The 25,088-nt window shown below is 45.6% G+C and carries 25 protein-coding genes and 1 pseudogene; 21 read left to right on the top strand and 5 right to left on the bottom strand.

Features of this window, described 5'->3' with window-relative positions:
- Positions 1-16: 16 nt before the first annotated feature.
- Positions 17-1,036 (bottom strand): DNA polymerase subunit beta, encoded by a 1,020-nt coding sequence (locus OXN82_RS07055; protein ID WP_321211167.1) that lies wholly within the window; start codon positions 1,034-1,036, stop codon positions 17-19.
- Between the two features lie 160 nt (positions 1,037-1,196).
- Between OXN82_RS07055 and OXN82_RS07050 the strand changes: the two genes are divergently transcribed.
- The 15 genes from OXN82_RS07050 to coaBC all read left to right on the top strand — a co-directional run bounded on the left by OXN82_RS07050 (position 1,197) and on the right by coaBC (position 12,816).
- A complete protein-coding gene (locus OXN82_RS07050) occupies positions 1,197-1,535 on the top strand; it encodes a PPC domain-containing DNA-binding protein (protein ID WP_321211166.1) in 339 nt (112 codons plus the stop codon).
- 123 nt (positions 1,536-1,658) lie between these two features.
- Complete coding sequence (locus OXN82_RS07045) at positions 1,659-2,225, top strand: DUF366 family protein (protein ID WP_321211165.1); 567 nt, start codon at positions 1,659-1,661, stop codon at positions 2,223-2,225.
- Between the two features lie 34 nt (positions 2,226-2,259).
- Complete coding sequence (locus OXN82_RS07040) at positions 2,260-2,736, top strand: 6-carboxytetrahydropterin synthase (RefSeq protein WP_321211164.1); 477 nt, start codon at positions 2,260-2,262, stop codon at positions 2,734-2,736.
- 5 nt (positions 2,737-2,741) lie between these two features.
- Positions 2,742-3,476, top strand: a complete 735-nt coding sequence (locus tag OXN82_RS07035; RefSeq protein ID WP_321211163.1) for a 7-carboxy-7-deazaguanine synthase QueE — start codon at positions 2,742-2,744, stop codon at positions 3,474-3,476.
- Positions 3,477-3,487: 11 nt separating this feature from the next.
- Positions 3,488-4,051: a CBS domain-containing protein gene (locus OXN82_RS07030; RefSeq protein ID WP_321211162.1), complete on the top strand. Its 564-nt coding sequence runs from the start codon at positions 3,488-3,490 to the stop codon at positions 4,049-4,051.
- Positions 4,044-4,862 (top strand): CBS domain-containing protein, encoded by an 819-nt coding sequence (locus OXN82_RS07025; protein WP_321211161.1) that lies wholly within the window; start codon positions 4,044-4,046, stop codon positions 4,860-4,862. The genes OXN82_RS07030 and OXN82_RS07025 overlap by 8 nt, the downstream gene beginning before the upstream one ends.
- A gap of 121 nt (positions 4,863-4,983) precedes the next feature.
- Positions 4,984-5,925: a CBS domain-containing protein gene (locus OXN82_RS07020; RefSeq protein ID WP_321211160.1), complete on the top strand. Its 942-nt coding sequence runs from the start codon at positions 4,984-4,986 to the stop codon at positions 5,923-5,925.
- 8 nt (positions 5,926-5,933) lie between these two features.
- A complete protein-coding gene (locus OXN82_RS07015) occupies positions 5,934-6,770 on the top strand; it encodes a CBS domain-containing protein (RefSeq protein ID WP_321211159.1) in 837 nt (278 codons plus the stop codon).
- A gap of 9 nt (positions 6,771-6,779) precedes the next feature.
- On the top strand, positions 6,780-7,598 hold the full coding sequence (locus tag OXN82_RS07010; protein WP_321211158.1) for a CBS domain-containing protein: 819 nt from the start codon (positions 6,780-6,782) through the stop codon (positions 7,596-7,598).
- 63 nt (positions 7,599-7,661) lie between these two features.
- On the top strand, positions 7,662-8,798 hold the full coding sequence (locus OXN82_RS07005) for an RNA ligase (RefSeq protein ID WP_321211157.1): 1,137 nt from the start codon (positions 7,662-7,664) through the stop codon (positions 8,796-8,798).
- Positions 8,798-9,619, top strand: a complete 822-nt coding sequence (pheA, locus tag OXN82_RS07000; protein ID WP_321211156.1) for a prephenate dehydratase — start codon at positions 8,798-8,800, stop codon at positions 9,617-9,619. The genes OXN82_RS07005 and pheA overlap by 1 nt, the downstream gene beginning before the upstream one ends.
- A 170-nt stretch (positions 9,620-9,789) precedes the next feature.
- Positions 9,790-10,392 carry a hypothetical protein gene (locus OXN82_RS06995; RefSeq protein ID WP_321211155.1) on the top strand — a complete coding sequence of 201 codons (603 nt, stop codon included), beginning with the start codon at positions 9,790-9,792 and terminating at the stop codon, positions 10,390-10,392.
- A 15-nt stretch (positions 10,393-10,407) separates the two neighbouring features.
- A complete protein-coding gene (locus OXN82_RS06990) occupies positions 10,408-10,932 on the top strand; it encodes a PsbP-related protein (protein ID WP_321211154.1) in 525 nt (174 codons plus the stop codon).
- A 218-nt stretch (positions 10,933-11,150) separates the two neighbouring features.
- On the top strand, positions 11,151-11,648 hold the full coding sequence (locus tag OXN82_RS06985; RefSeq protein WP_321212177.1) for a transcription elongation factor NusA: 498 nt from the start codon (positions 11,151-11,153) through the stop codon (positions 11,646-11,648).
- Between the two features lie 10 nt (positions 11,649-11,658).
- A complete protein-coding gene (gene coaBC / locus OXN82_RS06980; RefSeq protein WP_321211153.1) occupies positions 11,659-12,816 on the top strand; it encodes a bifunctional phosphopantothenoylcysteine decarboxylase/phosphopantothenate--cysteine ligase CoaBC in 1,158 nt (385 codons plus the stop codon).
- A gap of 199 nt (positions 12,817-13,015) precedes the next feature.
- Here the strand turns inward: coaBC and OXN82_RS06975 are convergent, their stop codons facing one another.
- On the bottom strand, positions 13,016-13,642 hold the full coding sequence (locus OXN82_RS06975) for a phosphotransferase (protein ID WP_321211152.1): 627 nt from the start codon (positions 13,640-13,642) through the stop codon (positions 13,016-13,018).
- 140 nt (positions 13,643-13,782) lie between these two features.
- On the opposite strand from OXN82_RS06975, the gene OXN82_RS06970 reads away from it, so the two are divergent.
- The 4 genes and pseudogenes from OXN82_RS06970 (at position 13,783) to OXN82_RS06950 (ending at position 19,598) form a co-directional block, all read left to right on the top strand.
- Positions 13,783-16,407 carry a chitobiase/beta-hexosaminidase C-terminal domain-containing protein gene (locus OXN82_RS06970; protein WP_321211151.1) on the top strand — a complete coding sequence of 875 codons (2,625 nt, stop codon included), beginning with the start codon at positions 13,783-13,785 and terminating at the stop codon, positions 16,405-16,407.
- 1,639 nt (positions 16,408-18,046) lie between these two features.
- Positions 18,047-18,690: pseudogene (gene xth / locus OXN82_RS09095) on the top strand (exodeoxyribonuclease III).
- Positions 18,585-18,818 (top strand): exodeoxyribonuclease III, encoded by a 234-nt coding sequence (locus tag OXN82_RS06955; RefSeq protein ID WP_321212176.1) that lies wholly within the window; start codon positions 18,585-18,587, stop codon positions 18,816-18,818. Before xth ends, OXN82_RS06955 begins: the two are co-directional and overlap by 106 nt.
- A 48-nt stretch (positions 18,819-18,866) precedes the next feature.
- Entirely contained in the window at positions 18,867-19,598 is a 732-nt protein-coding gene (locus OXN82_RS06950; RefSeq protein WP_321211148.1) for a ZIP family metal transporter, read from the top strand.
- Positions 19,599-19,752: 154 nt separating this feature from the next.
- Here OXN82_RS06950 and OXN82_RS06945 read toward each other — a convergent pair whose 3' ends face one another.
- Genes OXN82_RS06945 through OXN82_RS06935 form a run of 3 tightly spaced genes read right to left on the bottom strand, consistent with a single transcriptional unit; the run spans position 19,753 to position 22,481 of the window.
- On the bottom strand, positions 19,753-20,760 hold the full coding sequence (locus OXN82_RS06945) for an AI-2E family transporter (protein ID WP_321211147.1): 1,008 nt from the start codon (positions 20,758-20,760) through the stop codon (positions 19,753-19,755).
- 12 nt (positions 20,761-20,772) lie between these two features.
- Positions 20,773-21,567, bottom strand: coding sequence for a dihydroorotate dehydrogenase electron transfer subunit (locus tag OXN82_RS06940; protein ID WP_321211146.1), 795 nt, complete (start codon positions 21,565-21,567; stop codon positions 20,773-20,775).
- Positions 21,568-21,572: 5 nt separating this feature from the next.
- The gene (locus OXN82_RS06935; protein WP_321211145.1) at positions 21,573-22,481 is read right to left on the bottom strand and encodes a dihydroorotate dehydrogenase; all 909 of its coding nucleotides are present in this window, start codon (positions 22,479-22,481) and stop codon (positions 21,573-21,575) included.
- 51 nt (positions 22,482-22,532) lie between these two features.
- Here OXN82_RS06935 and OXN82_RS06930 point away from each other — a divergent pair, with 51 nt between their 5' ends.
- Both OXN82_RS06930 and OXN82_RS06925 read left to right on the top strand, forming a co-directional pair.
- The gene (locus OXN82_RS06930; protein ID WP_321211144.1) at positions 22,533-23,642 is read left to right on the top strand and encodes an NOP5/NOP56 family protein; all 1,110 of its coding nucleotides are present in this window, start codon (positions 22,533-22,535) and stop codon (positions 23,640-23,642) included.
- A gap of 54 nt (positions 23,643-23,696) precedes the next feature.
- On the top strand, positions 23,697-24,326 hold the full coding sequence (locus OXN82_RS06925) for a fibrillarin-like rRNA/tRNA 2'-O-methyltransferase (protein WP_321211143.1): 630 nt from the start codon (positions 23,697-23,699) through the stop codon (positions 24,324-24,326).
- Positions 24,327-25,088: the final 762 nt, after the last annotated feature.

The following is a 25,088-nucleotide window of genomic DNA, read 5'->3' as shown; positions in this document are numbered from 1 at the left end:
GGTCTTTCACCTGTTATTATAATCTGAGTTCCTTTAGCTTTATGAACTCGTTCTCGGCCTCCCTTGTTGTCCCCACAACAACCCGGTATCCTTTTTCCCTTCCACTGAACCTTTCAAGCTTACCCCTTGCGATTATCCTTTCACCCTCCCTGGCCTGCCCCGCGTAGGTATGGGTGAAGGATACAACCTCAGTGATTTCAGCTTCGGGCCCTTCAAGTACAATGACATCCTCCACAAGGTACCTCGCAGGATTGTCAAAGGCCTCGATGGCATCAGATACTGTGCACTCCACAGTCACCCTGCCGCAGTCCTCATAGGTTGTATCGGCCCATGAACCATGAATTTCACTCCAGTCCCTTGCAGCGAGGATATCGAATAGGGTCCCATCGATTATTCCCCTGTTGTTCTTTCTCATCTCATACCAGCAGAACTCCCTGAAGGAGAGCGTATCATCGGTGATCCTCTTCCTGTAGACCCTCATGAGCTGTTCCTCATCCAGTCCATTCAGCGGGCTCTCAGGGTCCTCCTTAAGTTCACCGAAGGCTTCCATGGCCCTCCAGTGGTTCCTTAAACCGTAAACCACAAAGTCGATATCAGAGTTCAGGGGGTCATATAATCCGGGAAGCACTGAACCTGAAACCCCCATGGAGCTGTAGGGGATCCTTGCGGCATCATGCAAAGTGTCTGCAACCATTACAACCCTTTCCAGCAGCTTATCAGCGGGTGCTTCCATTATATCCATAAGGCGCTCGTCTGGCCTCAGTATCCTCTCCACCTTTTCGTTTGGCACACCCATCATGAGTACGCCGAGTTCCTCATAGTGGTGGAGGTAGGTGGGGTGATTCTCCTCAAGGAAGGTGTATGCCAGCTCAGAATTCACCTTTGAGTATCTTGCAGAATTCAGGGACCTTTCACCTTCACTGTCGGGTATGTAGCGTAAAAAGGATAGTATCCTGTCTTCTGGATGAACATATGATGTAACAGCAAAGAATAGGTCATCAGAGGTGTATATGAAGTCACGGATTCGGGCTTTCATAGGTAAATTAAATGCATGATGTAACTATAAAGCTTTTCATATTCTTCTGGGGATCATGGGAGGCTGTATCTCTTCTGGGTTATCTGGATTCTCAGGGATAATTAAATGAGGGCGGATCTGCAAATAATTTAATATGATTCTCCTCCGAATTGTGCCTGGAATGGATCTCATGGCTGAGATGGAGGCCCTTGAAGTTGAGGGCGCCGTTGTATCGGGTATAGGTAGCCTCAATGGTGTGATGATAAGGACAGCGGATGAGAGCATCCTCAAGGTTGAGGGTCCCCTTGAGATAATATCCCTTCAGGGGACAATCACAGGCGATGGTGTCCACATCCACATTGCAGTGGCTGATTCCTCTGGAAGGGTAATTGGCGGACACCTTAAGGGTTATTGCAGGGTAAGGACAACCGTCGAACTTGCCGTGATACCCTATCATGGTAAACTGAGAAGGGTGATGGATGATAGAACCGGTTACAGGGAGCTACTGGTTCTTGAATGATTTTAATCACATCAGAAACTCAAATCCTGAGATCACTTCCCCAGCGGGATCTCTGTTACGGTCTTTTCACGTGACTCAAATCCTACTTATAGGACCACCTCCAAATATTTAGATGGTGATTGAATGATATATGAGCACCTCGAGGACCCTATCCTCTATGATGGAAGCCAGATAGAACCTGCATGGGCCCTCAGTGAACTGGGAATAAAGGGTTCGAGCATAATAACCTGGATAGGCCCAATGGACGTGAAGAACATCGTGGACTACGAGGACGTTGACCTTGAGATAAAGTCTGAGAATGTCCTCCACTTCATTGTTGAACACTTTGATGAACAGCCATCAAGTCTGCGTTTATCCTATCACAGGCAGAGGATTCTGGTCATGCTCCTCATGGAGGAGCTCATGGGCCATGGATTCGAGATCCGGAGGGAGGGTGATGACCTCTACATAGGAGCATCCAAGTTAACTGTTTCCATAGCAACCGCCTCGGTATCCAGCATGAAGATACACCTGGGTGTGAACATCCATGAGAAGGGCACACCAGATGATGTGGCTACCGTGGGGCTCCTGGATGAGAGGCCTGAAATTGGAATGGAGGGCGTGGTGCAGATAGCGGAGAACGTTGCCATGGCATACATACATGAGATTGACTCCATTGAGGAGGATATATGCAAAACCAGAATCTTCTGAGGAACAGACACTCTGATTAGCAGATGTGGTTAAAATGAAAATAGTTATCAACGGGATACATGCCAATTTGAGGTTTTCAGCGGCACACATGATACCTGAACACGAGTCATGTGGATGCATACATGGACATTCATACATAGTTGACGTTAAGGTGGAGGGGAAAAGGAGTGGCAGGCACGGGTTCGTGGCTGACTTCAAGGACGTTAAGGCAGTGGTCAGAGAACTATGCAGCAGATTTGACCATAAACTCCTCATACCCCTCAGAAGTCCTCTTATAAATTTCTCATCAATAAGTGGAAACATCAAATTTGAGATCGGTGGTAAGGAGTACAGCATACCCGAGGAGGACTGCTGCCTCCTTGACCTTGAGTCCAGCTCTGCAGAGGAACTTTCACGTTACTTTGCCTCCACCCTCTTTAAGGAGCTTGGCAGAAAGTACGATATATCCTCGGTTGAGGTCTGCGTAAATGAGGGAATAGGACAGGGGGCCATCTACACCATATCCCGGTGATCCATATGAGGGCACCCATTATGGAGGTCTTCAGCAGCATCCAGGGTGAGGGCCTCCTTGTAGGGAAGAGGCAGATTTTCATACGGTTCGCAGGCTGCAACCTTAACTGCAGCTACTGCGACACCCCAGAGAGCAGGGACCCCTCATGTGGAGAGGAAATCTCAGCAGACCAGCTTCAGGGGATGGTTGAAAACCTCATGACACCTGATTTTCATTCACTGAGCATCACAGGTGGTGAACCGCTTCTTTACCCTGATTTTATCAGGGAATTCCTTGAGGATTCCCCATGGAGTGCTCTTCTTGAAACCAACGGCTCTCTCCCGGCCAGTGCCCGGAGGATATCCCACCTCTTTGATTACGCATCGGTGGATATTAAAACATCTGAACATTTTTCAGGGGATTTCAACCAGAATATTACAGAATCCGATATATCCGGTCCAGATGACCTCATTGATCGGGAGATTCAAGTCATAAACATATTAATATCAAAAGGTGTAAATACATATTGTAAGGTGGTTGTGATGCCCACAACGGGGGCTGAATACATCGGGGCCCTGGCCATGAGGCTCCGTGAAGGCGTTGATGAACCTGAAAAACTTTCAATGGTTATACAGCCCTGCAGTCCCCCTGAACAGTGGGCTCTGTACACTCCTCGCCTGCTGGAAATGTCTCAGGAAGCCGGAAAGTATATGGATGTTTACGTTATACCACAGATGCATAGGGCCCTTGGCCTTAGGTAGGAGGTTGTCAGATGGAAATGGAAACAAAGGTTACAGTCCATGATGCCATGACATCGAATGTTATAACAGCAGACCCTGGCATCAGCGTTGCAGAAGCAGCATCGATAATGACAGAAAAGAAGGTCGGAAGCATCATTGTGAAGAGCAACTCCGAACCTGAAGGACTCATCACAGAGAGTGACATCATAAGGAAGGTGGTTTCCAAGGACCTGACTGCCAGCAAGGTTACAATTGGCGAGGTAATGAGCCGCAACCTCATAAGCATAGAACCTGAAAGGGAACTCAGTGACGCCGCAAGGCTGATGGCAAAGAACAGTATAAGGAGACTCCCTGTGGTTAAGGACGGTGCACTGGTGGGGATACTTACATCCTCTGATGTCATGATGGTCGCCCCTGAGCTCACCGAGATCCTTGTTGAGAATGCAAGGATTGAGGAGAACAGGGCACTGACACTTGAGAATGAGAGGTCTGTCCCCGGTGTGTGCGAGGTCTGCGGTAACTATGAGGAGTACCTTGAGGAGTATGATGGTAGATACATATGTGAGGAGTGTAAAGAGGACCTAGAGGGTGAATGATTTGTTTGTAAGAGACGTAATGACTTTGAATCCCGTCTCAGTCTCACTTGAAACCGCCGCCACAAGAGTAAGATCCATTCTAAGGGATGAGGATTTCAGATGCGTCCCTGTGGTTGAGGGAGAGAAACTGAGGGGTCTTATAACAAGGGGTGATGTGCTCAGCATCACAGCAACCAAGTCAAATCTTGAGGCAAGGGGCATAATGGAGAAACCAAAGGTTATCCTGACCCCTGAGATGGATGCGGTGAGGGCAGCATCTGAGCTACTAAAGGCCGGTGAGATACAGGCACCTGTTGTTGAGTCAACCGACAGCATGAAGCTTGTGGGAATACTGAGCGCCATAGACCTCATATCAGGCTTCCTTGAAAACGGCTATGAGCCGGTCAGAACCCCTGTAAGTGAGATAATGTCCAAAAACCCTGTTACATGTGAACACAGCGACCAGCTTTCAGCTGTATGGGATCTTATGGATGAATCAGGGTTTTCAGGCCTTCCTGTGATGAAGAATGGTAAAGTTATAGGTATCATAACCAGGAAGGACCTCCTGAGGTACGGCCATGCAAGGATACACAGGGAATCAGGTGACGTGAAATCCGTGGCGGTTGAGAAGATAATGAAGACACCCCCTGTTGCCATAACACCGGATACTCCTTCTGAAAAGGCCGCCTCTCTCATGCTGGAGAAGGATATTGGAAGGATCCCAGTGGTTGAAAACCCTGTATTTGTGAAGAGGGACCCCAGCATGGTGAAGGAGGCCGATCTTCTGGGTATAGTGTCCAGGGAGGACATCCTGGAAGCATATATCAAGTGAAATGGTGGCTTGATGAAACCTGAAAGTCCCATCAACGAGAAATTAATTTTTATTAAAAATATTGGTTTGGGTAATAACGATACTTACTTCATGTAAGTATATCTCCCAGAGAGGTGTGTAAATGAGAAAAAAAGACACCATAAACCTGGTAAAGTCTAGGGACCGTGGTCCCATTGAATTCGAGAGCAGAAACTTCGACCATGAAGGCGATGTCATGACAATCGCCGGCAAGGAAGTAATTTCCATACCACAGACAGCCACCATCAAGGAAGCAGCGGAGATAATGGTTAAGAACAAATTCAGGAGGCTTCCCATAACAAACCCCGGAACAGGGAAGCTCCAGGGAATAGTAACGGCCATGGACATCCTGGACTTTTTAGGAGGGGGAGATAAGTTCAAGATCCTGGATAACAAATACGATGATAACTTCCTCGCAGCAGTCAACGAACCGGTTAAGAGTATAATGACACGTGATGTCATCCACATAACCACCAGGGACTCCATATCAGATGCGGTGACCATGATGCTGGAAAACAGTGTCGGTGCTCTGCCGGTAGTTGATGATGATGGGAGGATAGCAGGTATAGTATCCGAGAGGGACTTCGTGCTCCTCATGGCAGGTGTATTCATCGATGAGGTCACTGAGGATCACATGACGGCCGATGTTATAACAACAACACCCGGAACACCGATAGAGGGTGCATCCAAGATAATGGTAAGAAACAGGCTCAGGAGAATACCTGTTATTGGTGAGGAAAGAAGAACCCCCCATCCCGAGGATGAAAAACTTGTTGGAATTGTTACATCCACCGACATACTTGAGTTCCTTGGAAGGAACCAGGCATTCAACTCAATGAAGAACAACAGTGCAGAGGAGGTTCTCGCCACACCTGTTACCGAAATCATGGAAAGGGAGGTCTGCACCGTCACATCATCAACCACCCTTGGGGAGGTCTGTGAGATCATGGAGAAACATGGAATTGGTGGTCTGCCTGTGGTGGACTATGGAAACCTCAGGGGAATCATAACAGAGAGCGACCTTCTGAGGGCAATAACAGGTTAGGTGGTCCCATGAATGTTGGAGCTATAATGACAGATGAAGTCTTTGTCATGGAAGACACACAGCAGGTTGCATACGCCCGGAACCTCATGTTAAGGCATGGGATAAGCAGGGTAGTGGTGGTGGACTCCGGGGGGAAACCAGCAGGTATCGTCACAGAGACGGACATAACAAGGAAGCTGAGAATCAACGGACCCGCATGGAAGAGAAGGCCAATAGATAAGATCTCAATAAGAAGGGTGATGAACGAAAACCCCATAACCGTTGATATCGACGCCACTCCAAGGGAAGCCGCTGACCTCATGCTGAAGAAGAAAATAGGCTCACTCCTTGTGATGGATGGAGAGGAACTTGCAGGCATCATAACCAAGAGGGACCTTCTCAGATTCTTCAAGGACAGGTGCGCCGGCAGATGGAAGGTTGAGGATTTAATGACCCGGGACGTTAAAACCGTGACAGCCAACCATACACTGGCCCATGTTATAGATGTCATGGAGGAGAACGGTATATCAAGGGTCGTTGTAACCGGAAATGGGGCTGTTGAGGGAATAATAACCTCTGAGAACCTTTCATTTGCAACATTTGAGGACCCTGAAAGGGGCATACCTGTTGAAAGGGTCTACTTCATAAGCCGCGCATCCGAGGAGAAGAGAAGGGCAAGGACAATCGCAATGTTAACTGCAGGGGATATAATGACTGAGGACGTCATAACAGTTGAACCCTCAGTTGATGCATCAGAGGCCGCTTCATTGATGCTTGATAATGGAATAAGCGGACTGCCCGTTGTTGAGGATGAGGAACTGGTGGGAATAATAACCAAAACAGATATAATAAGCGGGATACAGTAGGTGAAGAGTATGATAATTAAAAATATCATGTCAGAGGATCCTGTCTGCATCGATAAGGACCAGAACGTCTGCGACGCCCTTCGATTAATGGGAAAGAAAAACGTATCAAGGCTCCTTGTGATCAACACAAACAGCGAACATGAGAGGGAACTTGTGGGGATAGTCACCGAGAAGGATATAGCCATAAAACTGGGATCATCAAGGTACGGGAACATGGCACCATCCCACTTCCATGTCTCAACGGTCATGACATCTGAACTCATAACTGCAGATCCAGACATGGATGCAGGAAACGCAGCAAGTCTCATGCTTGAGAACAACATAGGAAGTCTGCCTGTTATCCTTGATGATGAGATACTGGGAATCGTAACCAAATCAGACCTCCTTGATATCTGCAGGGGAAGGGCCTATGAGAGTTACACAGCGGCCGATGTCATGAGCACAGAGATGATAACAGTATCCCCCCAGGAGAGGGCTGTCCATGCAAGGAGGATGATGATTGATGCAGGCATAGGACGGCTTCTGATCATGGATGGAGGGGAACTTGCCGGTATACTCACCGCAAAGGACATGACACGTGCAGTTATAAACTTCAGGAAGGTCGTACCTGATAAGCACAAATCATCAAGGATAAGAAACCTCCTTGTTGAGGATATAATGAAACAGAACGTCAGGACCGTTGAGGCAGACACGCCGGTAACGGATCTTGCATCCATGATGATGGAGACAGGTTACGGCGGGTTCCCTGTTGTGGACGGCGAACTTGAGGGTATAGTGACAAAGACGGACATCCTTGATCTCATAGTTGAGATAGAGGGTGTCTTCTAATCCTTTATTTTTTTGAATAAGCTGAATACACATGTTTATAATTGAATGATCAGCGTGAATCTGATGAATACAGACATTCCTTTCCATGAGATCACAGAGAAAACAGGGATTCCATCTAAAAGACTGGAGGCGGGGCTGGCCAGGGGTGCCATCAGGGTCACTGAAGAGGGTGGCATGAATGCACTAATTTTCAAAAAGTCCCTCATGGACCTTGAGGCAGGCACGGTGATCTACACTGGAGATGAGGTTGAGGTTATCCGGGGATTTCCGAAGATCAGAAGAACACTTCTACTAGCCCCCACCCTGATGGAACACTTCAGGGACAGCGTTGCAGTAGAGGAGAAGATGAACGGTTACAATGTCCGCATAACACGCCTTTCATCTGGTGATACGGTTGCACTCACACGAGGAGGCCATGTATGCCCCTTCACAACCCGGAAGGCGCTGGAACTCATGGACCTTGACGGGTTCTTCTCTGACCACGGGGACCTTGTTGTATGCGGTGAGATGGTTGGAAGGGACAATCCCTATGTTTCACAGGACTACCCTGAGGTGGGGTCCCTGGGTTTCAGGGTCTTTGACCTGAGGGAGAAGAACACCAACAAGCCCCTCCCAATAAAAGAGAAGAGGGACCTTCTTGAGTCCTATGATCTTCCACCCGTCCGTTTATTCGGGATTTACCCTGTTGAAGATGCTGCAGAGGAGGTTGCAGATATAATAAGGGCCCTGGGGAAGGAGGGAAGAGAGGGGGTTGTCATGAAGGACCCCTCAATGGATTTACCACCCCTGAAGTACACATCATCCCAGGCACATGCACGGGAACTTGCATATGCCTTCAGCTACCCCTTTGACTTTGGGAGACCCTTCTTCTTCAGCAGGGTTATAAGGGAGGGTTTCCAGGCCTATGAACTGGATGAGTCAGATGAGGAAACCCTTGAGAGGGCTCACCGCCTGGGAGAGGCAATAATATACCCCATGCTTGAGAGGATAAAGGCCATAGCAGATGGTGAGGCCGCCTACGAGGACACTATCATCGATGTGGAGGACAGGGAGACCGCCGAGGAGTTCATAAGGCACCTTGTACATCTCGGTGTCTCAGCGACCCTCGCAGACTACAGGGACGGTAAGGCCACGGTGAGGCGATTCTACCAGGCAACAACAGACAGGATAAACAACTACCTGGAGGGGGGCCTCTACTGATGGCAGAAGAATCCATAGCCTACCTCGGGCCTGAGGGGACATTCACCGAGGAGGCTGCGCTCCATATTGGTGATGAACTTCTGGCATTTGACTCCATACTTGAGGTTCTGGGGGCTGTGGCATCAGGTAAGGCTTCAAAGGGGGTTGTTCCCATTGAGAACTCAATTGAAGGGCCGGTTGGGGTAACACTCGACCTTCTGGCATGGGAATATGATCTTTGCATAGAGAGGGAGATAATACTTAGGGTAAGGCACAACCTCCTTGTCAACAGGGGGGTCTCCCTGGGGGAGGTGAGGGAGGTTTACTCACACCCCCAGTCCCTTGCCCAGTGCCGGAGGTTCCTGGAGGAGCTGGGTGTCACAACACATTCAGCACCCAGCACAGCAGCAGCGGCCAGGACGATAGTGGGGAGACAGGAACTTGCGGCGATAGGGACCCTGAGAGCCGCGGATATCTATGGCCTTGAGGTGATCGCAGAGGACATACAGGACTTTGACCCCAACTTCACAAGGTTCATAGTCCTCTCGGAAAAGGATCATGAGCCAACAGGAAGGGACAAGACCTCCATAGTCTTTTCACTGGCAGAGGACAGACCAGGGGGGCTTTATGAGGTTCTGGGATTCTTTGCAGAGCATGGAGTGAACCTCACAAAGATAGAATCCAGACCCTCAAAGAGGGGGCTTGGCAAGTACATATTCTTCATAGATTTTGAGGGACACCGGAAGGACGCCGTCATAATGGGTGTGCTTGATTGTATAGCTGATAGAACACCTTTCTTTAAAATTCTGGGATCCTATCCAGAGGAAACTGTTTATGAATAGCCCTTTTGATTTTTCAGGAACTCACCTGAGCACCCGGGTACCTAGGTATAAAGCTACTTTGCCTGTTAACGGAGCATCAGGGGTTTAGGTGTTCCATCCCATATAAATTATATATACCCGGCTGTTCAATATAGATCCAGTTGATATCATCGATTTATCAGGAGATGATTATGATTGGTCAGGATAAGAAAATCATCCTGAGACAGCTCAAGAAACTTGAAAGGGACCTGGAAGAGGGTAATATTTCAAGGAAGGAATACAGTGAACTGAAGGAACAGTACACGAAGGAACTTGAAACAATTGAGGCAGTTGAAAATATAAGGCGCCTTCAGGGGCAGAAAACCCCGGAAAAAACCCTCGACCACTGGGTGGAGGAATCACGGAAAAAGAAGGATGAAAAGGAGAAGGAGGAACTTGTCAGGAAGTACGTCAGGACAGATGAGGTTAAGGGAAAGAGGGGTCCGAATCTGTCGCTCATAGGTGCCATAATAATTGTGGCGGCATTCTTCTTTGGAACGGGTTTTGGACTGTACTTCATGAACGTGAAGGATGAAACCCCCGTTACAGGGACAGTTACCGTGAATGAAACAGCATTCCCATCCTTCAACAACACCGTTAAGAATGTGACAGTAACCCACCCCACAAACAGGAACCCCACCAACACAACACCCACGGCACCCACCACTCCAGAAAAGCCTTCAACACCCACCACTCCAACAGCACCCGATAATCAGGGGACCGGTGGCGGTCAGAATCCACCATCATCACCATGAGAGTGAGGAAATTGCATGAGGAAGCACTGGTTCATCCTTTTCATAATAATGGTCGTTGCGGTGTCAGGATGCACCTCACCTGACAGCAACTCAGAGAACCAGACCAAAAGGTTCTCCGGAAACAACATTTCATTTGAGTACCCATCCAACTGGGTGACGGCCAATTCACTGGCAAACGAAACCATTGCAGCAGTTGGGGACCCGACATCAGTTGATTCATCTGGACTTGCACAGGTATCGGTTGTTATCCAGTCAAGGGAGCTTAAGGGTAACATCTATGATATGTACAGGGACAACTATGATGCACTGTTCACTAACTCCAGTTACAGGAGGGTCTCAGAGACAAACACAACCATAGGTGGTTACCAGGCAATAGAAAATGTCTATATTGTCCTTGATGGAGTCCAGAAGAAGCATAGGGCCATCTGGATACAGAACAACAGAAGGGTCTATGTGATACTCTGCACAGCCCCGGCTGACAGGTTCGATGCTGAAGGAAAGAACTTCGACCTCATCGTAAACAGCTTCAGGTTTATTTAACTCCACCTTCCTTTCTTTAGGGATAGGCCAAAACTATAAATTTATATTTATCAAAATATTATTAAATTATAAGGGTCACTGCAGTGATAACTAAATGGGCTCTTTTTATTTTATCTCCAGAGGTTTAAAGACTGTACTGGGTTTTTAAACCGGGATTTATAGGTGTGGCCTTGTTTGCGATAACCACGGTAACCACTAAAGAAAAGGAGGAAGAAGGAATGGTATTGCCAATATGCGATGTCTGTCTTAAAAGCGGAATTTTATGTCAGGGCTGTGAAAATAAACTTAAAACAGGGGAGGTAACCGAGACTGAACTGGAGATATCAAAGGTTCTATACAGGATTGGAGAGGGAAAACTAGGATTTAAAAGGGCCATAGACCTTGATGGAATAGTTATAATCATAACGGAGTCTGATGAGGTCGGAAAACTGATAGGTAAGGGCGGTAAAATCGTAAGGGCAATATCAAGGGCCCTGGGTAAAAAGGTGAGGGTGGTTGGTGAGAACTCTGACCTCAAATCAGTTGCAGAGGATGTCCTTGCACCTGCAAGGATTTCAGGGATCAACATAGTATTCGGGAAGGACGGTGAGGAACGCTTCAAGATCAGGGTTATGCGGGAGGATGCAAGGAGAGTGCCAGGCAAACTTGAAACCCTCAACGAGATAATAGAAATGCTGACAGGAGAGAAAACGGTTGTTGTTATAGATGACACATGATGGGGATGGAATGGAGATTGTACTTTGCGTTACAGGAAGCGTTGCCGCCATTGAGGCAGTTAAACTCGCGAGGGAACTGGGAAGGCAGGGTGCCAGCGTCAGATGTTTCATGAGTGAGGACGCCTGCAGAATAATACACCCCCATGCAATGGAGTTTGCCACAGGAAGTAAACCCATCCTTGAACTTACAGGGGAGATCGAGCACGTTAAGTACGCCGACGCAGACCTCATCCTGGTGGCCCCTGCAACGGCTAACATCATAGGTAAGCTTGCCTTTAAGCTGGCCGACAACCCCATATCATCCCTTCTCCTCACGGCATCCGGGATGGGGACACCCATAGTTATGGTTCCATCAATGCATGAGGCCATGTATGCCGCCGCAGAGGGGAACATAAGGAGGCTGAGGGAGGAGGGCGTTGTCTTTGTTGAACCCCGCATGGATGAGGGTAAGGCCAAGTTCCCGGACATCAACACCATAGTACTTGAGGCCATGAGGCAGACCTCAAAGCAGAGGTTGAGGGGTAAAAGGGTTCTCATAAGCCTCGGCGGAACATATGAGCCAATCGATCCAGTGAGGGGCATTACAAATAGAAGTTCAGGTAAGATGGGTCTTGCGGTTGCACGAAGGGCATACATTGAGGGTGCAGATGTTACACTCCTGGCGGGTATCGTCTCAGTGGATATTCCCCAGCAGTTCACTGTTAAAGAGGCTGAGACAGCGGATTCCATGGCAGCCGCAGTCAGGGAACTTATAGGGGAACATGATGTATTCGTATCGGCTGCAGCCGTCGCTGACTTCAAACCCACCTGCACTGAGAGGAAGATATCCTCAGATGGAGAGCTCACACTCACACTGAAACCAAACCCCAAGATCATAAAAATTGCAAGAGAACTTAACCCTGATGCACTTATTGTTGGATTCAAGGCTGAGTACGATGTCCCCAGGGAGGAACTTATCGGATCTGCAGAGAAGCAGATGCGGGAGGCTGGTGTGGATATCGTTGTTGCAAATGATGTTTCAGTTGAGGGTTTCGGCTCAGACAGTAACATGGCCATCATGGTCTCAGATAGGACCCTGGAACTTCCTGTAATGAGCAAGGATGACCTTGCATCCCTCATAGTTGATGAAATTGCAGCAAAACTTGAAGAAAAGGAACGAAGTTCTTGATGAAGTTTAATGGAAAATAATGGCTTTTTATTTTTATTTCATCAGGAATCAGAAAAATGGAGTTATTCACTCCAGGTTATTGTGTTGCAACAATAACCCGGAGGTGAAATTATGGCCTTCAGTTGGGATTAAAATTATGTAACTAACCCAATATATACCTTTTTTACTAAAAATCTGATTAAAAAAATAAAAGGATATTTTATGATCCAATATAGGGTCTATCTTTTTTTGATCTTCTTTTTTGTGCTTTTTCTTTTGCTATTTTCATAGCCTTTTTTAGTTTTTTGGTATCTATACTTTTTTTGGAGTGTTTTTGGTAGTTTTGGATGAATTTTTTAATTATTTTTTCCTTGGTTTTTCTTTTTAGGGTTGAAGTGCTGTCGATTATGAAGAAGCATATCTCTCCCAGGTCATGGATGGGGTCTCCATAAAATGTATTTTCGAAGTCGATCCCGTATACTCCCTTTTTTGTGAATATGAAATTTTTCAGGTTGCAATCTCCTTTTAAGATAGTGGTTTCATCGTGTTTTATGTTATGGAGCTTTGCTAGCCATTTTGCAAGGTCTTCAACCCAATCTGCACTTGTATGGATTGCTTCTCCTATTGTTTTGCCGTCTATAAATTCTGTTATTAAGATGTTCTTATGGGAGTTGACTACTTTGGGCACGTTTAATCCGTGTTTGTTTAATCTTTTAAGAGTTTTTTCTTCCATGACTCTGGAGTCTTTATTCTTGTATATTTTCACTATGAACTGCTTATTTTTGTATTTTATAGCGTAGACGTCATTTCTTTTGCTTTCAAGCTTTTTTAAAACGGGGCGTATCAAAGTATTTTTTCTCCTTCAAGGTTTTTTGTGTCAATGTTAAGTTTTTAGAGACCGCCATCCTTTATATATAAATTTTTCGTTTGAGGGTTGTTTCGTTAATTTTATTAGTTGCTTCACTTCATATATACGAAGTGTACGAAGTGCATTTTGTTGCATTTCGACTAAGGACGACTAAGGAGGTGAAAGAAATTAAAGAAAAAATAATACACTTTCTAATAATATCAGTAATAGTCATCGTACTCAGTGGACATGCCTCAGCATCCGACCTTACAAACATTACAAAAAATATGGCAACAGACGCACAAAACACACTAAACTTACAAAATCCACACAACACATTATTAATAACCACGGCAGGACCCGCGAAATATGAAAATTCAACAACAGAAGACGCTCTACAAACCGTAAAAGACGAAATCCCCTTACAATATTCAAACATACTCCAACTAAACAAACCCAACGATCCAGTGACATTCACATTCGTCAAAAAAGAAAACAACAACGCTTATGCAATAAAATACACAATCCTCGAATCAGGATGGGAAAAAACACAAAAAATTAACATAGGACCGCAGATGACAGGAACACAATTCACAACCGCCAGCAAAGAACTAGGATATGACATTTTAGCTATTGCAAGCGCTTGGACAGCAGGAGCACCATTAGACATGCTAAAGATAGCAGCATGGACTGGAACAATCAACGACGGCCTTATAACCGCCTATGCAGCATCTAAACAATTCATACAAAATTATCCTCTCGAATCAAATACAAACTCATACCATGTAATAACATCTGTAGGCGGCGGTGACGACGATGTCCCCATGTTCTTCATGGATTCCACACCACTCAAATGGAACGGCAACTACTACAACTTCAGATCAACATATGCAAAGGATCCGAACGAAAACATCTACATATGGTGGGACGCAAACTCAAAAACGGGTAAACTGCTTTATTGGACAATAAACGATAATGTAAAATACAGTGGTCCTACAGGAACGCTCACAGAACTAAAACATGACCTAGAATTGCTCACACTACTTTCAACAAACCCAGCATCTCTCTACAAAACCCTGAAACTAGCCACAATCAATGATGAACAATTCTCACACCTATGGGCCACAGGAATAGACAAAGAATATATAAACAGTTTGCCACAACCCCAAGAAACTATGAACACAGACATTCCAGTTTTACCAATAAACAATTACAATAGCCTTTACGAAAACGGTAAAAAAGCAGTGGATGCAGCAAACCAAGCATTCAAAGAAGCTGGACTACCAACACTTACCAAGGAAGATCTTCTCATAACATCAGCCGGCTACTCACAAACCCTCGGACTAACCTATGCAGCCATCGATGGTGTGATAGATTCCACAGGGATGCTGTTAAAGAACATTTATTCCCTTAAAAGAGGCACCCAAACACCACTCTGGTACGTCTTCGTGAAAAAACCGACGATTGCAGACGGACCTTTATATGCAGTTTTCATCGATTCTGAAGGGAAAATAAAACCAGTACTCTACAATGGTGTAAGCTATAATGTCTTCGATATCAGCGCAAAAAACCTTGAAGGAAACAAGGGGACAGAAGGTTATACAAAATCTCTCGCAGTCTATGGAACATACACGTATGATATACCAGCATATGCTCAGCAAGATTATTATATAGTTAGCCTTGCAAACCAATGGGCAGTCGGAATGCCATACGACTTCATGTTAGCGGCCATTGGAGGCGGCTGTCCAGGTTCAGGACTGACACAGGGATATGTAATAGCAGATCTCATAAAATCATGGCTACCATTAACAGGAACACAATATTATGTATACATTGGAGTACCAGCCCATTGTAAAGAACAAGTTATAATGCAAGTTCTCGGACTTTCAGCTTCTAAAGGAACATACTACACCACAGGGGTTAGAAATACACAAGCCTTATCCTCATCACAGGGTATAGCGATAAGATGGGATCCGTCAAAAAATACAGGTAAAGCAATCCTCATAGACTATGACAAGAAAATTCTAACTAGTATACAACCTGATAACAACAATTACTACAGGACAATGTACTGGGCCCTCTGGTACATTACAAGCGCATTCCCAGGAAAAGAGCTTTATAGCCAATTACAGGAAGCATACAGCATCAAAAAGGAAGTTACACTCACAAAAACGGAATATTATCAGCTATTGGCGGCTGGAGACCCTGTTGAATACCTATTAAACTTCCAGGATGTCACGCCACCAGAAATTACGGCAACAGTAAAAGATTCAACAGTTTACATGGACATCAACGAAGAAGGTACCATATATTATTCAACAGACGGTTCAACATGGCAACAATACACAAATCCAATAAAACTTGAAAAAACAGCTACAATATACTATTATGGCGTTGATGCCAATGGAAACAAAGCAGAAGCTCAAGAGATAACAGTACCAGTTAAAACTGAGGAAACTCAACCAACAACTCCAGTCACTCCAACGCCGGGAGCGCAGTCAAATGTGATAGTATTGCCTAGAATTTCAAGCATTTCAATGGCAGAGGGGCAGGCAAGTGTAAGTCATTATGCAATGCCAGCTCCTACAACGCCTCAACCAGTCAAGAAGGCTTCATATCTAAGCCCACATAAAACCGTCGCAGGAACTTCATACCCAGCTTTAGCTTTGATCGCAATACTCATAATAGCAGCGCTAGGTTACATCAAAAGAGGCAGCATTCTCCATACAATCAACAATGTTAAAAGCACGCCAAAAGGCAAATAATTTTTTCCTTTTTAACTTTTTTTGAAAACTGATTTTTTGAGACACCTAAATTTTCATCGAGATCTATAAACTCAATTTAGTCTTCATTTTAGATGAGAATTTACTTAAAAGTGGGATGGTACTAGAAAATCATTTATGGTATTACAAATAGGGTAAGGTGATATTATGGTAAGTGTTACAAGAAAGTATCAAGTAACAATCCCTAGGGAAAGTGCGTGAAGACCTTAAAATCCAAGCAAAAGACAAAGTAGTCTTCATAAAAGACAAAGAAGGGGGGAATGGAAGCTCATGAAACTTGAACAACTAGCAGAGAAGATAATAGAATCATAAGATATAAAGGAAACAGTAAAAGAATCAAGAGAAGGTTTTAAGAGGTATAAGGAACCTCAAATCCCTAAGATAGTATAGGTGATCATGGTAATCTTAGATACTAATGTTTTTAACGATAAAATATTTTTGTAAGTGGGCTTTTGAACTCAAAACAAAAATATTTGCCATCAATTGCTTACATGGAATTTCTATACCATCAAATGAACAAAGGAATACGGAGTCCATGGTAAACACCTTCCTAAAAGAAGCAAATATTAAATTGTGCCATTCAGAGAAAAAGAAGCAAAAAAGCCGTTGCAAGCGCCTCGACAATTGGGATTTCAGCGAAAATGCTAGAGATTATGCCATAGGCGGCACAGCACTCTCATTAAATGCAAAATTAATCACAAACAACAAAAAACATTTTAAATGGATGAATGCTATAACACCCAAAGAATCCCTCAACCAACAAAATAAAGGTCTCAAAATTTGGTTAACAGACAAACCCATCTCCTCTAATTGTTCCCCCATGATCATGGGTTCTAAAGTTTGTAAAGAGTAGAGGGGTTAGACACCCAAAAAAACTTCACAATACACCGAACAAAAAAACAGAGAGGAAAGAAAACCCAACCTACTATATATCCAAAGAATAATAACTTTCCTAGTGAAAAAAATTCCCCTTTACCATAATCCTTGGCAAACTTCTGAAAAACAATAAGCTTCCCACGCTAAAATTAAACCTCCTAGCAGAATGTTAATGAGATCCAAACTCCAACATAATGTGCTATGATTATAACCACCAACGCTATAACCACATGCTCCACACTATCCTCCAAGGATCCCTCTTCTGTTCCCGGGCGATCTGAAAACTGAAAATTCCCAAAAGAAACAAACCCCAAAAGATATTCACCACAATTGCAATTGATAAACTCAACAATAAAAGTGGGATGACAAAAGTTAAAGCAAAAACAAACTTAGACAAGAAAGTGGCCAAGTCGCCTACCATATCTCCCTTGTAGTATGCCCATCCTCAGCTTCTTCAGAAACATGGATACCCAGCGCATCAGAAAGAGCGTCAGCAACCGCTATCGTTAATATACCACCAATAACCACAAACTTCGAATGTGTCCCGGAATTCAAACCCACCATCAAACCTAGGGTTGTGATTACCGCGGAAGTCAAACCAAAACTAAACCCGGTCTTAAATGAATGCCTCATCATAACAAAGAAAACATATCTCAGTCCAAGTTTATAAAACATTTGACTACAAAAATCTCAAGATAAATGGATACTAACTATTATTTTATCCAGAGAATTATTAGGTGTTGGTATGTCCACTGTTAAGATAATTTCATGGAATGTTAATGGCCTGAGGGCTGTTTATCGTAAAGGTTTCCTGGACTGGTTCCTCACAGAAAAACCTGACATATTATGTCTACAGGAGATAAAAGCAAACCACAGACAAATCCCAAGAAAATTAAGGCACGTTGAAGGTTACAGCACATTCTTCACACCAGCCCAGAGAAAAGGCTACAGTGGAGTTGCCATGTACACCAAAATCAAACCAAAAAGCCTGAGAGAAGGATTCGGAATAAAAAAATTCGACATCGAAGGCCGAATCCAATAGCAGATTTCAATGATTTCCTACTCTACAACATATACTTTCCCAATGGTAAAATGTCCGAAGAACGCCCCAAATACAAACTAGACTTCTATGATGCATTCCTCAAGGATGTGAACCGCGAAAGAGATTCAGGACATAACATAATAGTCTGCGGCGATTTCAACACCGCCCATAAAGAAATAGACCTCGCAAGGCCAAGGGAAAACAGTAACATCTCAGGGTTCTTCCGGTTGAGAGGACATGGATTGACACTTTCATCGAAAACGGTTACATCGACACATTCAGGGCATTCAACAAGGAACCAGGACAATACACATGGTGGAGTTACAGGACAAGAGCCCGTGAAATGAATGTTGGATGGAGACTAGATTACTTCTTCGTTAACAAGGAATTTATGGGTAATGTTAAAAAATCATGGATATTATCAGATGTTATGGGATCAGACCACTGCCCCATAGGACTCGAAATCAAAATATAAACTTTACAATCTAGAGAAACATATTTTAAGGTTTACAAAATATTAGTTATGTTGGTGTTGTTAGCGGGACTTTGGGGATTCTTCGCTGGTTCAGCCCTTCTAATCGGCGCCATAATCGGATACTTTTTCAGGATGCCCAAGCGTCTTGTTGCTTCTATCATGGCATTCGGGGCTGGTGTGCTCATATCAGCCATAGCATTCGAACTAATGGATGAAGCCTATAAACTTGGAGGCTTTCTACATGCTACCATTGGCTTTATAAGTGGAGCTGTCATCTTCACTGGAGTGAATGTTTATTTGGCGCGTAAAGGGGGTAAGCATCGTAAACGTTCCGGTGACTATATGCTGGAATGTGATAGTCTAGCCATTGCAGTAGGCTCGATCTTGGATGGTATACCAGAATCTGTTGCGATAGGCCTTACTATGATAAAAGGTGGTGTTGTGAGCATGGCTACTGTAATCGCCATATTTTTGTCCAATATACCAGAGGGTCTTTCAAGTTCTGTGGGGATGAAAAAATCGGGCTGGAAGGCTATTTCAATTTTTGGTTTATGGCTTTTCGTAGCATTTTGCACTGCAATGGCATCACTTGCAGGTTACACGCTCTTCAATAATCTACCTAATGGTTTGATCGCGACTAACATGGCCCTTGCAGCTGGCGCCATCCTGGCCATGCTCGTCGATACGATGATACCAGAAGCTTTCTCAGAGACTCATGAGCTCGCGGGGCTTATAACAGTTCTAGGTTTTATAGTTTCATTCATTTTATCAAAAATTTAACATTGGACTAAGAACCTTTATAGTGCAATTTTAGGGCCTATTAGTTTGTTTGTTACGATGCCCTTCTTCCAGTTTTATTAGTTTTTTGCTGTTTTTGGATTGTCTATCATCCACGTACTTTAGTATTATGAAATAACCATATGACACTCCAGGTTCACTGGTTCTCCCCAGTATCTGGTTCTCCAGTCCGGTAGGCCTCAAGGGCTGCGTAGGCAAGCCCCAGGACCAGCGGCCCCACTATGAACCCTGCCACACCCCATACAACCGGGCCGCCAAGGAAGCCCACGAGGAATATCATGGGGTGTATATCAGCATACTTACCTGAGAGCTTTGGCCGGAGGTATATGTCGATTGTGCTGAGGAATATCCCGAAGATCAGGACCAGAGCCCCCCTGAGGATATTCCCGGTCACGAAGTCATAGATGGCAAGGGGGGTGTAGGCCGCCCATGGACCTATAACCGGTATGAGCTGAAATATCCCTGTTATTATACCGAGTAGTATCGCGTAGGGGTAGCCCAGGAGGTGAAAGCCGGCGCCCGCCATGATGCCTATGAGGAGCGCTGTGAGGAAGTGGCCATAGAATATGCTCATGAGAACACGTTCTGTCTCAGAGGCCATCCTCCTCATGAAGGGCCTGGCTTCAGTGGGTATGATGCCCCTTATATATGAAAGGAGCCTTTCACCATCCCTTGCAAAGTAGAATGTTGATGAGAGGAATATGAAGAGCTGCAGGGCTATCATGGGGACTGACTGTATCACATCGATCACATAGTTGAGGGATCCGCTCAGTATGTCGGTTAGAATACCCCTCAAAGCCCCCAGGGTGCTCCCGGAATTCTGGAGCTGTCCCGGAAGGTGGGGGATATCAAAGCCCCTTGCGAGGGTTATGAGTGAGGGGGTGGAGTTTATGAGGGAATCCACTGTGAAAACCACTATACCAACAAGGGGCATTATAACAAAGACCATTGCGATGATTATGGAGACCGAGAGGTATGGTATCCTCTCATTTATCCTTAAAGCCACAGGCCTTACAATGTAGGCGAATACCGCCCCCAGGAAGAGCATGGTCCAGATGGGATAGATTACAATGGCCGATAGAAGTATCAGTGCAAGTACAAGGAATGAAGTGGATGTGATGGTGCCTCTGAGCCTCTCTATCATGAAACCACCACATTACCAGCTGATTCTCCGGCCGGCAGCGTCCCTCCTGTACCTGCCAAATTCACCCACACACCTTAATTCATGGTCCCAGAAGACAGGGCCCTCGGCGCAGACCCTCCACCCTGTCCCATCAACGCAGCACTGGCCGCAGATACCCACGGCACACTTCATGTACCTCTCAAGGGAAAACTGGGCCGGTATTCCCCTCTCATCAAGCACCTCCTTCACATGGAACATCATGGGTTCCGGACCGCACACAGCCGCCATGTCATATTCTCCATCCATTTCAGAAAGGCGTTCATGTGCAAATCCCTGAAACCCGCAGGTTCCATCATCTGTACATGTATGGATATTAACACCTGCGCCCTCAAGTCTCTCGGTGAAGAGAAGCTCATCTGCTGTCCTTGCAGCCACAACCGCATCCACATTCATGCCCCGGGCCACAGCCTCCTCTGCAAGGGCTGCCAGGGGGGCCATGCCTATCCCTCCACCCACAAGGATCAGGTTTCTTCCTATGAGTTCAAAACCCCTTCCATAGGGTCCCCTGACCCCCAGGAGGTCTCCCTCCTCCAGTTCATGGACCGATGATGTGAATTCACCAACCCTCCTTATGGATATGCCGATCTCAGACCTCTTATGGTCAATGAGTGATACTGACATGGGTTTCTCGTCGCTGAAATTCCAGACCATGACGAACTGCCCGGGGACTATTTCGCTCCTGAAGTCCCAGTCAAATATGAAGGTTTTGACGGTCTCAGATTCCTCAACTATCCCCTTAATTTCAAGAATCTCCGGAACATTTCCCATGGAACTCACACCCCCTCATGGGCCAGGCCAACCATCTCATCAACCGATGAGAAGCCCTCCTCAATCATGAACCTCTCAAGGCCCCTGCATATCCTCATGAAGATCCCGGGACCATCATACATTATGGCTGTACCCACCTGAACGGCCACTGCACCTGCAAAGAGAAATTCAACCGCGTCCCTGAAGTCCCTGACGCCACCGACACCAATTAGGGGGATCTCAACACTGCGGTAAACATCATAGACGCACCTTACAGCCACGGGTTTTATGGCGGGACCCGACATTCCCCCAAAGGCATTGGAGAGTACAGGTTTTGCTGTTTTTATATCAATCTTCATCCCGGGGCCAAGGGAGTTTATGAGGGTCAGGGCATCTGAACCCGCTTCCTCCGCACTTTTTGCTATCTCAACGATGTCTGTAACGTTTGGTGTGAGCTTGGTGGATACCGGCACCCCAACGGCGTCCTTTACAGCTGACACCACCCTGAATGTCAGCCCGGCATCCTGCCCTATGGAAGCCCCGCAGCCCGCCATGGCATGGGGACAGGACACATTGAGTTCAATCATGTCAACATATTCCTCCACAGAAGCAGCGGCCCTGGCAAATTCCTCCGGTGAAGACCCATAGATGGATGCTATGAGGGACACATCATCATCCACCCCCCTGAGCTCCTCTTTAAATGCCTCAACCCCTGGATTTGATAGGCCTATGGCATTTATGATCCCGCCGGTAACCTCGACTGTGGTGGGATTTTTATAGCCCTCATTGGGTTCCAGTGAAAATGATTTGGTTACAACGGCCCCTGCACCCGCACGGTAGACCCTGTTGAGGGATGATGCCATGCTCCCCATAACTCCCGCGGCAAGCATGGTCGGATTCCTGAGCTCAATATTACATATCCTGGTCCTCAGCATGAAAAACACCTTCTAAATATATTTATAGTCACCACCTATAGATGTACCCCTATGAAGTGTTATCTTACAGGCTGCGTTGCTGGTTTTGTTGCCTTCAGTGAAGATCTGAAAGTCATAGATTATGAAACTTTCCCGCTGGATGAGGTGGCCGGCAGGCTCAAAGAATCACAGATGGGAGGAATCACACCTGAGGAGAGGAGTATACTTGAAAGGCTAATTGCTGAATACGATGAAGTTATTGTTGAGGCCGAACCCTCACCTGCATACTCTGAATTCGGTAAAATCAGGTTCGAAATGCCATCAGGCGCCGGAGTCCATCTGAGGGAAAACCTCGATGAGATACTGGAATCCATCACTGATATACCCCCCTCCAGATTAATACACGACGCCCTCATCTCGGCAGCCCGGGAAAAACTGAGGGAGTCCCTCAGAGAATCCGACAGGTTCCTCATACAGGCCATAAATGCCCTTGATGAACTGGACGAGGAGATCGGGAAACTGATAGAAAGGCTGAGGGAATGGTATTCCCTTCACTTCCCGGAACTGGATGGTGTGAGGAGCCATGAGCAGTACGTTGAGCTGGTTGCCAGGTACGGTGACAGGGAGAGGATACTTGAAAATTTCAGGATGGATGTTGAGGAAAGTATAGGCTCAGATATCAGCAGCGAGGACCTTCATATCTTCATGGACCTTGCAGAGAATATCAGGAGACTTCAGAGGCTGAGGCAGGACACCGAGAGGTATATTGACCTCAAAATGGAGAAACTCGCCCCCAACCTCAGGGCACTTGCAGGTGCTAATGTTGGGGCAAGGCTTATTGCACATGCAGGTGGCCTGAGAGAACTTGCCATGCTCCCCTCATCCACTGTACAGGTCCTTGGGGCTGAAAAGGCCCTGTTCAGGCACCTCAAATCAAATGCCAGACCACCAAAGCATGGTGTGATCTTTCAGCACCCATCCATACGGTCATCGCCCTGGTGGATAAGGGGCAAGGTTGCAAGGCTTCTTGCTGGCAAAACAGTGATTGCGGTGAGAAAGGATGTTTTCAGCGGTGAATTCGATCCAGAGATCATTGAAAGTTTCAATGAGAGATTAGAATTGATTAAAAAGAAAAATAAAAAACCTCCCGTCAAAAAGAAGAGGTTCAATAGGAAAAGATAATCGGAGTGGAGGGTGTGTCCAGTGAAACGTGTTAAGGGTCTTGATGGTGTTTTTATGATGAATGACTCTCTCCTCACAGTAAACCTCAACCCCGGTGTCAGGGTCTACGGGGAGAAGCTCATGGAGTGGGGTGGCCGGGAGTACCGGGTCTGGGATCCCAGGCGATCCAAACTTGCCGCTGCCATTCACAACGGCCTCAGAGGCTTCAGCCTCAAATCCGGTTGCCATGTGCTGTATCTTGGGGCTTCGGCCGGAACAACAGCCTCGCACATCTCGGACATCGTGACAGACGGCAGGGTATACTGCGTTGAATTTTCACCCAGAATGATGAGGGAGCTTCTGGAGGTGTGCAGTGCCCGTATGAACATGTTGCCGCTTCTCGAGGACGCCTCAAGACCCAGAGATTACCTTAGGATGGTTGAGGCCGCTGACCTTGTCTACTGTGACATTGCACAGCCAGATCAGACCCGGCTGTTCACCGAGAATATGGAATATTTTCTGAGGGATGATGGCTACGGTCTCATAATGATAAAGGCCAGGAGCATAGATGTTACAAGGAGCCCCCGTAAGATCTTCCGTGAGGAGGTCAGGAAACTCAGGGACTCAGATTTCCAGGTGATCGATCAGGTGGGTCTCAATCCCTACGAGAAGGACCATATGGCTGTCCTTGTTAAAAATGATTGAAGTTCATGTGATTTTTTTAACAGGTTTTTACAGAAATTATGGGCCTTTTCATCATCTCTAACAATACAATTTAGTATCACCAAATATTTCTCTAAGCACATCAACCATTTTCTGAACCTCACCTTCTGTAATTAGATTTACAATAATATTCTCATTCTATGACAGACATAAAATTTACCTAGATTTCAAAATATTCTGTATCCATTAAATTACGTTGATTTATAATAAGTTTATGGATGAAATCATCTAAAAAAGACTTATTAGCTTTGCACCTTGTTTTGATCTTCATGTTAAGCATAACGGCTAGTTAAAATGCAAAGGTTAAAGCAACAAGCCCCGTAAAAGTGTTGCTGAGATGAAAGTGCCCCCTAAAATAGGCATTACTAAATAGGTTAAAGTGTGTAGGAAACAAAAAAAGCTTAACTAAAAGAGGAAATTACAATGGGGGGGTGAAAATCCAAATTTTTAAGATCGAGGTGAACCACCCCACCGACAGACGAAACTTCTCCCGTTCTGCCTTGATATGTCAAAGAGCTTCATTTTGGGAGTTCCGGGAGACGGCTCCCTCATCCCAAACAACAAAGATAAAATCTTTCATTTCCCTAGAACCATTCCATATTACCACAAAAAACCAGATACAATGACCCTCTCCAAATATGGAGACTACAAACTATGTTAAATGTAACCTTCACAGATTATATGAGAGCCATATTCTCCTCTAACCTCTTGTTTTATCATGAAGAGTTTTTAAATGCTAGAAAG

The organism is Methanothermobacter sp. DP, assembly GCF_026692625.1.
GTDB lineage: Archaea > Methanobacteriota > Methanobacteria > Methanobacteriales > Methanothermobacteraceae > Methanothermobacter > Methanothermobacter marburgensis.
The sequence above is the reverse complement of the archived record's forward strand: the minus strand, read 5'-3'. Positions and strand labels throughout refer to the sequence as shown.

What these genes read in the sequence shown, in the direction of transcription:
- OXN82_RS07055 (WP_321211167.1), bottom strand. Translation starts at nt 1,036, where the DNA reads ATGAAAGCCCGAATCCGTGACTTCATATACACCTCTGATGACCTATTC.
- OXN82_RS07050 (WP_321211166.1), top strand. Translation starts at nt 1,197, where the DNA reads ATGGATCTCATGGCTGAGATGGAGGCCCTTGAAGTTGAGGGCGCCGTT.
- OXN82_RS07045 (WP_321211165.1), top strand. Translation starts at nt 1,659, where the DNA reads ATGATATATGAGCACCTCGAGGACCCTATCCTCTATGATGGAAGCCAG.
- OXN82_RS07040 (WP_321211164.1), top strand. Translation starts at nt 2,260, where the DNA reads ATGAAAATAGTTATCAACGGGATACATGCCAATTTGAGGTTTTCAGCG.
- OXN82_RS07035 (WP_321211163.1), top strand. Translation starts at nt 2,742, where the DNA reads ATGAGGGCACCCATTATGGAGGTCTTCAGCAGCATCCAGGGTGAGGGC.
- OXN82_RS07030 (WP_321211162.1), top strand. Translation starts at nt 3,488, where the DNA reads ATGGAAATGGAAACAAAGGTTACAGTCCATGATGCCATGACATCGAAT.
- OXN82_RS07020 (WP_321211160.1), top strand. Translation starts at nt 4,984, where the DNA reads ATGAGAAAAAAAGACACCATAAACCTGGTAAAGTCTAGGGACCGTGGT.
- OXN82_RS07015 (WP_321211159.1), top strand. Translation starts at nt 5,934, where the DNA reads ATGAATGTTGGAGCTATAATGACAGATGAAGTCTTTGTCATGGAAGAC.
- OXN82_RS07010 (WP_321211158.1), top strand. Translation starts at nt 6,780, where the DNA reads ATGATAATTAAAAATATCATGTCAGAGGATCCTGTCTGCATCGATAAG.
- OXN82_RS07005 (WP_321211157.1), top strand. Translation starts at nt 7,662, where the DNA reads ATGAATACAGACATTCCTTTCCATGAGATCACAGAGAAAACAGGGATT.
- pheA (WP_321211156.1), top strand. Translation starts at nt 8,798, where the DNA reads ATGGCAGAAGAATCCATAGCCTACCTCGGGCCTGAGGGGACATTCACC.
- OXN82_RS06995 (WP_321211155.1), top strand. Translation starts at nt 9,790, where the DNA reads ATGATTGGTCAGGATAAGAAAATCATCCTGAGACAGCTCAAGAAACTT.
- OXN82_RS06990 (WP_321211154.1), top strand. Translation starts at nt 10,408, where the DNA reads ATGAGGAAGCACTGGTTCATCCTTTTCATAATAATGGTCGTTGCGGTG.
- OXN82_RS06985 (WP_321212177.1), top strand. Translation starts at nt 11,151, where the DNA reads ATGGTATTGCCAATATGCGATGTCTGTCTTAAAAGCGGAATTTTATGT.
- coaBC (WP_321211153.1), top strand. Translation starts at nt 11,659, where the DNA reads ATGGAGATTGTACTTTGCGTTACAGGAAGCGTTGCCGCCATTGAGGCA.
- OXN82_RS06950 (WP_321211148.1), top strand. Translation starts at nt 18,867, where the DNA reads ATGTTGGTGTTGTTAGCGGGACTTTGGGGATTCTTCGCTGGTTCAGCC.
- OXN82_RS06945 (WP_321211147.1), bottom strand. Translation starts at nt 20,760, where the DNA reads ATGATAGAGAGGCTCAGAGGCACCATCACATCCACTTCATTCCTTGTA.
- OXN82_RS06940 (WP_321211146.1), bottom strand. Translation starts at nt 21,567, where the DNA reads ATGGGAAATGTTCCGGAGATTCTTGAAATTAAGGGGATAGTTGAGGAA.
- OXN82_RS06935 (WP_321211145.1), bottom strand. Translation starts at nt 22,481, where the DNA reads ATGCTGAGGACCAGGATATGTAATATTGAGCTCAGGAATCCGACCATG.
- OXN82_RS06930 (WP_321211144.1), top strand. Translation starts at nt 22,533, where the DNA reads ATGAAGTGTTATCTTACAGGCTGCGTTGCTGGTTTTGTTGCCTTCAGT.
- OXN82_RS06925 (WP_321211143.1), top strand. Translation starts at nt 23,697, where the DNA reads ATGATGAATGACTCTCTCCTCACAGTAAACCTCAACCCCGGTGTCAGG.